Source organism: Micromonospora sp. NPDC049645, from assembly GCF_040675155.1.
Taxonomy (GTDB): domain Bacteria; phylum Actinomycetota; class Actinomycetes; order Mycobacteriales; family Micromonosporaceae; genus Micromonospora.
In genome coordinates this window covers 529,661-541,308 of record NZ_JBFAOI010000001.1, presented here as the reverse complement: position 1 = coordinate 541,308, position 11,648 = coordinate 529,661, and the positions used below count along the sequence as shown (strand labels likewise).

At 69.7% G+C, this 11,648-nt stretch carries 10 protein-coding genes; 1 reads left to right on the top strand and 9 read right to left on the bottom strand.

Features of this window, described 5'->3' with window-relative positions; translation table 11 throughout:
- Positions 1-48 precede the first annotated feature (48 nt).
- On the bottom strand, positions 49-831 hold the full coding sequence (locus tag AB0J33_RS02620) for an IclR family transcriptional regulator C-terminal domain-containing protein (RefSeq protein ID WP_363609081.1): 783 nt from the start codon (positions 829-831) through the stop codon (positions 49-51).
- A 154-nt stretch (positions 832-985) separates the two neighbouring features.
- On the opposite strand from AB0J33_RS02620, the gene AB0J33_RS02615 reads away from it, so the two are divergent.
- Positions 986-2,218 (top strand): MFS transporter, encoded by a 1,233-nt coding sequence (locus AB0J33_RS02615; protein ID WP_363609079.1) that lies wholly within the window; start codon positions 986-988, stop codon positions 2,216-2,218.
- Here the strand turns inward: AB0J33_RS02615 and AB0J33_RS02610 are convergent.
- From AB0J33_RS02610 to nuoH, 8 genes are all read right to left on the bottom strand, one after another.
- Entirely contained in the window at positions 2,194-3,279 is a 1,086-nt protein-coding gene (locus AB0J33_RS02610; protein WP_363609077.1) for a polyprenyl synthetase family protein, read from the bottom strand. The genes AB0J33_RS02615 and AB0J33_RS02610 overlap by 25 nt on opposite strands.
- Before the next feature lie 90 nt (positions 3,280-3,369).
- The gene (gene nuoN, locus AB0J33_RS02605) at positions 3,370-4,923 is read right to left on the bottom strand and encodes an NADH-quinone oxidoreductase subunit NuoN (RefSeq protein WP_363609075.1); all 1,554 of its coding nucleotides are present in this window, start codon (positions 4,921-4,923) and stop codon (positions 3,370-3,372) included.
- Positions 4,920-6,452, bottom strand: a complete 1,533-nt coding sequence (locus tag AB0J33_RS02600) for an NADH-quinone oxidoreductase subunit M (protein ID WP_363609073.1) — start codon at positions 6,450-6,452, stop codon at positions 4,920-4,922. The genes nuoN and AB0J33_RS02600 overlap by 4 nt, the downstream gene beginning before the upstream one ends.
- Before the next feature lie 64 nt (positions 6,453-6,516).
- Positions 6,517-8,442, bottom strand: a complete 1,926-nt coding sequence (gene nuoL, locus AB0J33_RS02595) for an NADH-quinone oxidoreductase subunit L (RefSeq protein ID WP_363609071.1) — start codon at positions 8,440-8,442, stop codon at positions 6,517-6,519.
- An 11-nt stretch (positions 8,443-8,453) separates the two neighbouring features.
- Entirely contained in the window at positions 8,454-8,753 is a 300-nt protein-coding gene (nuoK, locus tag AB0J33_RS02590; RefSeq protein ID WP_030486270.1) for an NADH-quinone oxidoreductase subunit NuoK, read from the bottom strand.
- 117 nt (positions 8,754-8,870) lie between these two features.
- Entirely contained in the window at positions 8,871-9,644 is a 774-nt protein-coding gene (locus AB0J33_RS02585) for an NADH-quinone oxidoreductase subunit J (RefSeq protein ID WP_363609069.1), read from the bottom strand.
- Entirely contained in the window at positions 9,641-10,282 is a 642-nt protein-coding gene (gene nuoI / locus AB0J33_RS02580) for an NADH-quinone oxidoreductase subunit NuoI (RefSeq protein ID WP_112585694.1), read from the bottom strand. Before nuoI ends, AB0J33_RS02585 begins: the two co-directional genes overlap by 4 nt.
- 1 nt (position 10,283) lies before the next feature.
- A complete protein-coding gene (gene nuoH / locus AB0J33_RS02575) occupies positions 10,284-11,636 on the bottom strand; it encodes an NADH-quinone oxidoreductase subunit NuoH (RefSeq protein WP_363609067.1) in 1,353 nt (450 codons plus the stop codon).
- Positions 11,637-11,648: the final 12 nt, after the last annotated feature.

The following is an 11,648-nucleotide window of genomic DNA, read 5'->3' as shown; positions in this document are numbered from 1 at the left end:
GCCTCTCGGCCTGGGAGAGGGCCCCTCTCGGCCTGGAACGGGGGTCGGTCAGTTGTCGGCGGCGATGCCGTCGGCCACGCTGCGGGCCACGGTGAGCAGCTTGGCGCGTACCACCCGGGCGGAGGTCATCATCTCGCTGGCCGGCAGCGCGCAGGCCAGCACGACCCGGCGTTCCATGTCCTTGTCCGGCGCGACGAGCACCGCGGCGCACGCCACCCCCTGCCGGAACTGGCCCATCTCCAACTGCATGCCGCGCCGGTCGCCGGCGGCCAGGTCGGCCTCGAAACTCTCCGTCGTGGTCAGCGTGGCGGTGGTGAACGGCCGCATGCCGTACTCGCGTAGGTAGCGGTAGCGCTGGTCGGCGGTGAGGGTGGCGAGCAACGACTTGCCCAGGGCGGTCGCGTGCGCACCCTCGTCGAAGCCGGGGACCAGGTCCTCCAGGTAGGGCGAGCGGTGCCCCTCGGCGACCGCTGTGAGGGCCACCTGGCCGCCGACGAACCGCCCGAGGTAGTGGCTGTAGCCCGTGTCCAGCGCGGCCCGCCGCAGCGTCTCACCGACCGCTGGCGGGCCCCGGAACGCCGTGACCAACTCCCGGTACCGGTCGGCCACCTCCAACCCCACGATGTACGTGCCGTCCTCGCGACGGATCACGTAGCCCTCGTAGGCGAGGGTGCGGACGAGGTGGTAGGTGGTCGCCACGGTCAGCTCACAGCGCCGGGCGATCTGCTTGACGGTCAGGCCCTTCGGGGCGCGACCGACCGACTCCAGCACCCGTAGCGCTCGGGACACGCTGCGAATCAGGTCCGAAGGTTCTGCCAAGGGGTCGCGCACAACCACCTCCGCCGCCGGGGACTTACACCATATGAAAAACAGGCCCGGTGCGAAATGCCTGTTCGGGTCGAGGATGCCAGATCACTATCCACAGCACGTTCCCCGACGATCACCAAGAGTGCGCTGAGCGGGATTCGCGTACGTTTGCGGGACGATGACCAACACCTCCATTACCCCGAAATCGACCACCGCGCGACCCCGACCGGTCGGGGCCAGCGCCGGCGCGGTCGTCACCACCGTGGCCTGCGTGCTCCCCGTCTTCCTGGTCGGTGGTCTCGCCGTGCAGATGGGCGCCGACCTCGGTTTCTCACCGGCCGGTCTGGGCCTGGCGGTCTCCGTCTACTTCGGGGTCAGCGCGCTGGCCTCGATGCCCTCCGGCCGCCTGGTCGAGCGGTACGGACCGGCTCTGGTCGCCCGCTGCGGCATCCTGCTCGCCGCCGGATCGATGCTCGCCGTGGCCGCCTTCGCCCGGTCGTACCCGATGCTGGTCGGCCTGCTGGCCCTCAGCGCCGCCGCGAACGCACTCGGCCAGCTGGCCAGCAACACGGCGCTGGCTCAGCACGTGCCGGCCCGGCGGCAGGGGCTGTCGTTCGGTGTCAAGCAGGCCGCCATCCCGGTCTCCACGCTGCTCGCCGGGGCGGCGGTGCCCACCATCGCGCTCACCGCCGGCTGGCGCTGGGCGTTCGTGGCCGCCGCCGTGGCCGCGTTGACGGCGCTGGCGGCCGTACCCCGGCAGTTGCCCGGCCCGGCGCGGCGGGCCGGCGGCACGCGCGCCGGGCGGGCCACCGCGGCGCTGGTGGTGCTCGGCGCGGCGGCCACGTTGGCCTCCGGCGCGGCCAACGCGCTGGGCACCTTCCTGGTGGACTCCGCCGCGGCCCGGGGCCTGTCACCCGGCCTCGCCGGCCTCACCCTCACCCTGGGCAGCGCGACCTGCGTGGCGGCCCGGGTGGGCGCCGGCTGGCTGGCCGACCGTCGCGACACCGGGCACGTCGCCCTCATCGCCGCGATGCTGGTCGTCGGCGCTGTCGGGCTGGGCCTGCTCGCGGTGACCGGCTCGGTGCCGCTGGTGGCCGGCGTGCTCCTCGGCTTCGGCCTGGGCTGGGCCTGGCCCGGCCTGATGAACTTCGCGGTGGTCCGGCTCCACCCCCAGTCACCGGCCGCCGCCACCTCGATCACCCAGACCGGGGTGTACGCGGGCGGCTGCCTCGGCCCGCTGAGCCTGGGCCCACTCGCCGCCCACCTCGGCTACCCGGTGATGTGGACCGTCGCGGCCGTGTCGATGCTGCTCGCCGCCGCCCTCATGCTCGTCGGCAGTCGACTGTTGACCCGCGTCGCCGCCCGGGTTGGAAATGGCGGCGCGGATCAGCTGGTGCGGTCGGCGATGTAGTCGCAGAGCGACTCGAGCGCGCTGCGGGACGGGCCGTGCGGCAGCGGGGCGAGCTGCGCGCGGGCCTCCTCGGCGTAGCTGCGCACGGTCTCCCGGGCCCGCTTGAGCGCCGGGCTCTCCCGGAGCAACCCCAACGCCTCGGCGTGCAGCGCGTCGTCGGTCAGCGGGCCGGTCGCCAGGATCTCCCGCAGCCGCACCGACGACGCGTCGGAGTCGTCCGCCTCGCGGGCGTAGAGCACCGGCAGGGTCGGGACACCCTCGCGCAGGTCCGTGCCGGGCGTCTTACCCGACTGCACCGACTCGGAGGCGATGTCCAGCAGGTCGTCGGAGAGTTGGAAGGCGACACCGATCGTCTCGCCGTACCCGGCGAGCGCCTCCACGTGCTCCGGGGCGGCGCCACCGAACATGCCGCCGAACCGGGCCGACGTGGCGATCAGCGAACCGGTCTTCTCGGCGATGACGTGCAGGTAGTGGGCCACCGGGTCGTCACCGGCGCGCGGCCCCACGGTCTCCGCGATCTGGCCGTGCACCAGCCGGGCGAAGGTGCGCGCCTGCAACCGGACCGCCTCGGGGCCCAGATCCGCGGCGATGTCGGCCGCGCGGGCGAAGAGATAGTCGCCGACCAGGATGGCGACCGAGTTGGTCCACCGGGAGTTCGCGCTGGGCGCGCCCCGACGGACGGCGGCCTCGTCCATCACGTCGTCGTGGTAGAGGGTGGCGAGGTGCGTGAGCTCCATCACCACGGCGGCCGGAACCACCTGCGCAGCGGTCGGATCGCCGAACTGGGCCCCGAGCGCCACCAGCAGCGGCCGGAAACGCTTCCCGCCGGCCTCGACGAGGTGCCGGGCAGCCTCGGTGACGAAGGGGTCGGCGCTTGACACACTGGCCCGCAGCTCGACCTCGACCGTGTCCAGCAGACCCAGCACGGACGCCTCGACGCGGGGATCGGCGAGGTTGAGGCCGATCGCGCCGAACTGACTCGTGCTCGCCCGACCCCGCCGACCGCCGGAGCCGGAGACACCTGAACGCTCGCCCGCCGGATTCACCACGCTATCAACCATGCCACACCCGTTCGACCTGCTCCGGGCCGGGGATACGCACCGGGGGCCGGCACGTGAACACGCGCCGACCCCCAGTGATCGCTCCTTCGGTCATCGCACGAATTCGGCAGCTCCAGCGGCCAGATCGAGCAGCGGCGCCGGGGCGACGCCAAGCACCAGGGTCGCCAACACACCGATCATCAGCGCGGCGGAGGTGAGCCCACCGGGCACGGTGACCGTCGGGGTCGACTCGCCCGGCTCGGAGAGCCACATCATCACCACGACCCGCAGGTACGGGAACGCGAGCACCATGCTGGTCAGCACACCGGCGATCACCAGCCACGCCTGGCCACCCTCCAGGGCCGGCCCGAAGATGGCGAACTTGCTGGTGAAGCCGCTGGTCAGCGGGATACCGGCGAAGGCGAGCAGGATGAACGTGAACAGCGCGGCGAAGAACGGCGACCGCCGGCCCAGCCCGGCCCAACGGGACAGGTGGGTGGCCTCTCCGTCCTCGTCACGCACCAGGGTCACCACGGCGAACGCGGCCAGCACCGAGAAGCCGTACGCCACCAGGTAGAACATCGTGCCGGCGAGCCCGTCGCGGCTGGGCGCCAACACACCGACCAGCAGGTAGCCGGCGTTGGCGATCGAGGAGTACGCGAGCAGCCGCTTGATGTCGGTCTGGGTGACCGCGAGCACCGCGCCCACCAGCATGGTCAGCACCGCCACCGCACCGAGGACCGGGGTGAAGTCCCAGTTGGCGTCGGCGAACGCGACCTGGAAGACGCGCAGCAGGGCACCGAACGCGGCGACCTTGGTGCAGGCCGCCATGAAGCCGGTGACCGGGGTCGGCGCGCCCTGGTAGACGTCCGGCGTCCAGACGTGGAACGGCGCCGCCGCGGCCTTGAAGAGCAGACCGATGGCGAGCAGCGCCATGCCGGCGAAGAGCAGCACCGGGCTGGCCGGAGACTCGCTCACCGCCGCGTGGATGGTGGCGAAGTCGACGCCGGCCGAGCGGCCCGGGATGCCGGCGGTGAAGCCGTAGATCAGGGCCACACCGAACAGGAAGAACGCCGAGGCGTACGCACCGAGAAGGAAGTACTTCATCGCCGCCTCCTGGCTCAGCAGGCGCCGGCGACGGGCCAGCGCGCAGAGCAGGTAGAGCGGCAGGGAGAAGACCTCCAGCGCGATGAACATGGTCAGCAGATCGTTCGCCGCCACGAAGATCAGCATGCCGCCGATCGCGAACGTGGTGAGCGGGTAGACCTCGGTGAGACCGTTGCGCCCCTCGGCCTGCCGCCGGTCGTCGGCCGACTCGGCGGTCACCGCGGCCTGGGCGACGAACGCCCCGCCCCGCTCGATCGAGCGGTCACCGATGAGCAGCAACGCCATCGCGGCGAGCACCAGGATCGCGCCCTGGAGGAAGAGCGTCGGCCCGTCGATCGCGAGGGCCTGACCGGCGGTGATGATCCGCTCGTCGGCGCTGAGGACCACCATGGTCAGTGCCGCGAGGACCGCGAGCAGCGCCAGCGTCAGCTGCACCACGTGCCGCAGACGTCGGGGCACCAGAGCCTCGACCAGCACGCCGAGCAACGCGGCACCCAGCATGATCAGGATCGGAGCGATCGCCGCATAGTTGATCGACGGCAGGTTCAGCTCGGTCACTTTGCCGCCTCCTGGACGGTGCCCACCGACGGGGCCGGGTCGGTTCTACCGATGTCGTCCATGGTCGCCTGGACGGCCGGGTTGATCACGTCAGTGACCGGCTTGGGAAAGAAGCCGAGCAGCACGATCAACGCGATCAGGGGTGCGACCACGACCTTCTCGCGCAGGTTGAGATCGCGACGCATGCCCTCGACCTCGGTCAGCGCCGGGTTGAGGGTGCCCTGGGTGGTGCGCTGCACCATCCACAGCACGTACGCGGCGGCCAGGATGATGCCGAGCGTGGCGATGACCGCGACCGGCTTGTTCACCGTGAAGGTGCCGATCAGCACCAGGAACTCGGAGATGAACGGCGCCGTGCCGGGCAGCGCGAGCGAGGCGAGACCGGCGAAGAAGAGCACCCCGGCGAGCAGCGGGACCAGCTTGCCGGCGCCACCGAAGTCACTGATCAGCGCCGAGCCACGCCGGGAGATCAGCATCCCCACCACCAGGAAGAGCAGGCCGGTGGCCAGCCCGTGGTTGAGCATGTAGAGCACCGCGCCCGTGCCGGCCTGGGTGGTGAAGGCGAAGATGCCCACCCCGATGAAGCCGAAGTGCGCGATCGAGGTGTACGACACCAGCCGCTTGAGGTCGTTCTGGCCGACGGCCAGCAGCGCCGCGTAGACGATGCCGATCACGCCCAGTGCCAGCGCCCACGGCGCGAACCACTTCGACGCCTCCGGGAACAGCGGCAGGCAGTAGCGCAGGATGCCGAAGGTGCCGACCTTGTCCAGCACACCGACCAGCAGGGCTGCCGCGCCCGCCGGGGCGGCGCCACCGGCATCGGGCAGCCAGGTGTGGAACGGGAAGAACGGCGCCTTGATGGCGAACGCGAGGAAGAAGCCGAGGAACAGCCAGCGCTCGGTGCCGGTGCTGATATCGACCTGCGACAGCGCCTGCCAGTCGAACGTCTTCCCGCCGACCACCCACAGGCCGATCACCGCGGCCAGCATGAACAGACCGCCGACGAGTGAGTAGAGGAAGAACTTCACCGCCGCGTACTGGCGCTGGTGACCGCCGTAGCTGCCGATGAGGAAGTACATCGGCACCAGCATGACCTCGAAGAACACGTAGAACAGGAAAACGTCGGCGGCCGCGAAGACGCCGATCATCGTGCATTCGAGGACCAGCAGCAGCGCGAAGTAGACGGGCACCGACCGCTTCGACGACTCGGCGTCGTGCCAGGACGCCAGGATCACCAGCGGCACCAGCACCGCGATCAGCATCAACATCACCAACGCGATGCCGTCGGCGGCGAAGGTGAAGCTGACACCCCAGTTCGGAATCCACGAGTACGACTCGCGGAACTGGAACCGGTCACCACCGGCGTTGAAGCTGACCCACATCACCACCGACAGCACCAGCACCAGCAGCGACCAGGCGAAAGCCACCTGCTTGGCCAGCTCCGGCCGGTGGCGCGGCAGGAAGGCCACCACCAGGGCGCCCACCAGTGGCGCCACGGTGAGCACCGAGAGGAACGGGAAGTTGGACATTATGCGGCCTTACCTCCGTCGTCACTGCGTGGTCCGCCGGCGGGGGCGGCCGGAAAGAGGTCGATCACGCCAACCACCCCGCCTGCACCGCCAGGAACGCCGCCATCACCAGCAGCGCACCGGCCAGGATCGAGGTGGCGTACGAGCGGACAAAGCCGGTCTGCATGCGGCGGAGGCGACCGGAGCCACCGCCGACCGCGGCGGCGAGCCCGTTGACGAGCCCGTCGATGCCCCGGTTGTCGAGATACACCAGCGCCCGGGTGAGGAAGATGCCCGGCTTCTCGAAGACCGCCTCGTTGACCGCGTCGGTGTAGAGGTTGCGCCGGGCGGCGGTGACCAGCACCCCGGCCGGCTGCGGCGCGGTGGCCGTGCCGGCCCGGAACAGGAACCAGGCCAGCCCGGCGCCGAGCACGGTGACCAGCAGCGACAGCGTGGTGATCACGGCGTGCGAGAGGACCGGCTCGTGCTCGGCGTGCTCGCCGCCCAGCCCTGCGGTCGCCGTCAGCCAGTCCGGCACGGACGTGGAGAGCAGGAAGCCGGCGCCGACCGAGCCGGCCGCCAGCAGGATCAGCGGGACGGTCATCAGCTTCGGCGACTCGTGCGGGTGCTCGATGTCGTCGGTCCAGCGCTGCGGGCCGTGGAAGGTGAGCACGAACAGCCGCGTCATGTAGAACGCGGTCAGCCCGGCGCCGAGCAGCGCCGCCCCGCCGAAGAGCCAGGCGGTCCAGTCCTCCCGTTCGAAGGCGGCCACGATGATCGGCTCCTTGGAGAAGAAGCCGGAGAACGGGAACATGCCGATGATGGCCAGCCAGCCCATCATGAAGGTCAGCCAGGTGATCTTCATGTACTTCGACAGCCCACCGAAGCGGCGGATGTCGACCTGGTCCTTCATCCCGTGCATGACCGAGCCGGCGCCCAGGAACATGTTGGCCTTGAAGAAGCCGTGCGCCAGCAGGTGCACGATGGCCAGCGCGTACGCCCCACCGCCGAGACCGACACCGAGGAACATGTAGCCGATCTGGCTCACCGTCGACCAGGCGAGCACCCGCTTGATGTCGTCCTTGGCCGCACCGATGATGCAGCCGATCAGCAGGGTGAGCGCGCCGACGCTGACCACCACGAGCTGGAGCGTCGAGTTGGCGGAGAAGATCGGGTTGGACCGGGCGATCAGGTAGACGCCCGCGGTGACCATGGTGGCCGCGTGGATGAGCGCCGACACCGGGGTCGGGCCCTCCATGGCGTCCGGCAACCACGCCTGGAGCGGGAACTGACCGGACTTGCCGGCCGCACCGAGCAGCAGCAACAGGCCGAGGACCAGCACGGTGGTGCCGGTCAGCGCGCCGACACCGTTGAACACCTCGTCGTACTGGGTGGTGCCCAGGGTGGCGAACATGATGAAGATGCCGATGGCCAGGCCGGTGTCACCGACCCGGTTCATCAGGAACGCCTTCTTGCCGGCGGTGGCCGCGCTCGGCCGCTCGGTCCAGAAGGAGATCAGCAGGTACGACGCCAGACCGACGCCCTCCCAGCCGAAGTACAACATCACGTAGTTGTTGCCGAGCACCAGCAGCAGCATCGCCGCGACGAACAGGTTGAAGTACGCGAAGAACCGACGACGACCGGCGTCGTGCGACATGTACTCCACCGCGTACAGGTGGATCAGGAAACCCACCCCGGTGATCAGCAGCACGAAGACCGCGGCCAGCGGGTCGAACAGCAGGCCGAAGTCCACCCGTAGGTCACCGACCGCGATGAAGTCCCACAGGCTCAGCTCGACCGACTTGTTCTCCAGGCCACGCAGCTGGAAGAAGAAAGTCAGGCCGAGCACGAACGCGGCGCCGATCGCGGCGACGCCCAACCAGTGCCCCCAGCGGTCGGCCCGACGGCCGAGCAGCAGCAGGATGGCCGCGCTGACCAGCGGGATCGCCACGAGCAGCCAGACGCTGCCGAGCAAGCCCGTGGCACCGGCGTACTGCACAGTCTCTTCCACTTGCTTGCCCCTTAGTACTTGAGCAGGTTGGCGTCGTCGACACTCGCCGAGCGTCGCGTCCGGAAGATGGACATGATGATCGCGAGCCCGACCACGACCTCGGCCGCCGCCACCACCATCACGAAGAACGCCATGATCTGACCGTTCAGGTCACCGTTGATCCGGCTGAAGGTGACCAGCGTCAGGTTGGCCGCGTTGAGCATCAGCTCCACGCACATGAACAGCACGATCGCGTTGCGCCGGACGAGCACCCCGGCGGCCCCGATGGTGAACAGCACCGCAGCGAGCACCAGGTAGTAGTCGGGTGTCATGGCTGAGCTGTCCTTTCGTTCGCGACTGCGGGGCTCCGCTCCGCTGCACTCCTCGCGCTCACCGTGCCCGCCTTTCGTTCGCGACTGCGGGGCTCCGCTTCGCTGCACTCCTCGCGCTCACCGTTGGTCCGTCCCCTTCAGCGTGGTCTCCTGGGCGGTCAGCTCCCGCACCGGCAGGATGTCCGGCGTGCTCCGCTCGGAGAGCCGGCCGTCCGGCAGTCGGGCCGGGGTGGCCACCGAGGACGAGGTCGCGAAGACGCCGGGGCCCGGCTTGGGGCCGGGGTAGTTACCCGGCGCGAAACGGGCCCGCATGGTCGACGGCTGGTCGACCTTGTCCTGCTTGCGGCGCTCGATGTGGGCCAGCACCATGGCACCGACCGCCGCGGTGATCAGCAGCGCCGAGGTCAGCTCGAACGCGAAGACGTACTTGGTGAAGAGCAGGCGGGCGATGCCCTGCACGTTGCCCTCGGCGTTGGCCTGCTCCAGGCCGACCGCGGTGGTCCCGTCCAGCGCCCGGTAGAGCGCGCCGCCGACCAGACCGGCGAAGCCCAGCCCCAGCACGATCGCGGCGACCCGCTGACCGCGCAGCGTCTCGATCAGTGAATCGGTGGAGTCTCGACCGACAAGCATCAGCACGAAGAGGAAGAGCATCATGATCGCGCCGGTGTAGACGATGATCTGCACCATGCCGATGAACGGCCCGGCCTGGAGCACGTAGAACACGCCCAGGCAGAGCATGGTGAGCACCAACCAGAGCGCGGAGTGCACCGCGTTACGGGCGGCCACCATCCCGATCGCGCCGATCAGCGCGAGCGGCCCGAGGATCCAGAAGGTGACCTCCTCGCCGCCGGACACCCCACCCGCCGCGGCCAGCACCGTAGACGTGGTCATGCTTCCTCTCCCTTGCCGGCCGCGACGCGCTGGGCGGCCTGCTCGGCGCCCGGGAACGTCACGCCGGGGTGCTCCTCGACCTGGTAGCGGCCGGGGCCCATCGGGGACGTCTCCGCACCGGCGGAGGTGCCCGGGTTGTCCAGCGCGCCGACGTAGTAGTCCTTCTCGCTGTCACCGAGCCGCATCGGGTGCGGCGGCTGCTCCATGCCCTCGAGCAGCGGCGCGAGCAACTGCTCCTTGGTGAAGATCAGATCCTGCCGGTTGTCCCGGGCCAGCTCGTACTCGTTGCTCATGGTCAGCGACCGGGTCGGGCAAGCCTCGATGCACAGCCCGCAGAAGATGCACCGGGCGTAGTTGATCTGGTAGATGCTGGCGTACCGCTCACCCGGTGAGAAGCGCTGCTCGTCGGTGTTGTCGCCACCCTCGACGTAGATCGCGTCCGCCGGGCAGGCCCAGGCGCACAGCTCGCAGCCGATGCACTTCTCCAGGCCGTCCGGGTGCCGGTTGAGGATGTGCCGCCCGTGGTAGCGCGGCGCCGACACCGGCGGCTTGAACGGGTAGTCGGTGGTGACGACCTTCCTGAACATGTGCGAGAAGGTGACACCGAATCCCTTGAACGTTCCGGTGATCGCGCCCACGTCACACCTCCCTGGAGTCCGAGCCGGCAACGATGTTGGCCGGCTCCCGCTCGGCGACCACGCGCGTGATACGCGGGCTCGGCGGTACCTGAAGATCCATCGGCGGCAGCGGGAAGCTCCCGTACGGCCGGCTGTCGACCTGCTCCTGCGTCGTCGGCGTCGGCTTCGGCTTCCGGCTGGGCCAGAAGATCGTGGCGATCAGCAGGATGCCGGCCGGGACGCCGACGGCGATCACCTTGCCCCGGGTGTCCCAGTCCTCGATGGAGCGCAGGCCCGACAGGACCAGGATCCAGACCAGGTTGATCGGCAGCAGCACCTTCCAACCGAGGCGCATGAACTGGTCGTACCGCAGCCGGGGCAGCGTGCCGCGCAGCCACACGAAGACGAAGACCAGCGCGATCACCTTGCCGAAGAACCACAGCATCGGCCACCAACCGGAGTTGGCGCCCTCCCAGATGGTGATCGGCCACGGCGCTCGCCAGCCGCCGAGGAACAGCGTGGTGGTGACCGCGGACATGGTCACCATCGCGACGTACTCGCTGAGCATGAAGAGCGCGAACTTCAGCGAGCTGTACTCGGTCATGAAGCCGGCGACCAGCTCGGACTCGGCCTCGGGGAGGTCGAACGGCGCCCGGTTGGTCTCACCGACGGTGGCGATGAAGAAGATGACGAAGCTCGGCAGCAGCAGAATCGCGTACCAGCCCGGCGCCGGGATGGGCTGGCCGAAGACGGTCAACTGGGTGCCGTCGCCCTGAGCGGCGACGATCCCGCTGGTGCTCATCGTGCCGGCGGTCATGAAGACGGCCACGATGCTCAGCCCCATGGCGACCTCGTACGAGATCATCTGGGCACTGGAGCGGAGACCACCCAGCAGCGGGTACGTCGAACCGGAGGCCCAACCACCCAGCACGATGCCGTAGACGCCCATCGAGGAGCAGGCGAGCAGCAGCAGCACCGCCACCGGCACGTCGGTGACCTGCAACGGCGTGTGGTGACCGAAGATGCTCACCATCGGACCGAACGGCACCACCGACAGGGCGGTGACCGCGCAGATCACCGAGATGGTCGGGGCGAAGAAGTAGACGACCTTGTCGGCCGCCTTCGGCAGGATGTCCTCCTTGAAGGCCATCTTCAGGCCGTCGGCGAGGGTCTGCAGCAGGCCGAACGGGCCAACCTGGTTGGGGCCGGGCCGCACCTGCATGTAGCCGACCACACGCCGTTCGAACCAGACACCGAGCAGGGTGGCCAGCAGCCCGAAGGCGAACGCGAAGACAATCTTGCCGAGAACCAGCCACCACGGATCCCGACCGAAGTCGGCAAGCGTGGGGTCCTGGGCCAGGTAGGACGGACTCACTGTGCCCACCTT

Excerpts from the sequence above, each read along its gene's own strand:
- AB0J33_RS02615 (WP_363609079.1), top strand. The coding sequence starts at position 986 with ATGACCAACACCTCCATTACCCCGAAATCGACCACCGCGCGACCCCGA.
- AB0J33_RS02610 (WP_363609077.1), bottom strand. The coding sequence starts at position 3,279 with ATGGTTGATAGCGTGGTGAATCCGGCGGGCGAGCGTTCAGGTGTCTCC.
- AB0J33_RS02600 (WP_363609073.1), bottom strand. The coding sequence starts at position 6,452 with ATGTCCAACTTCCCGTTCCTCTCGGTGCTCACCGTGGCGCCACTGGTG.
- nuoK (WP_030486270.1), bottom strand. The coding sequence starts at position 8,753 with ATGACACCCGACTACTACCTGGTGCTCGCTGCGGTGCTGTTCACCATC.
- AB0J33_RS02585 (WP_363609069.1), bottom strand. The coding sequence starts at position 9,644 with ATGACCACGTCTACGGTGCTGGCCGCGGCGGGTGGGGTGTCCGGCGGC.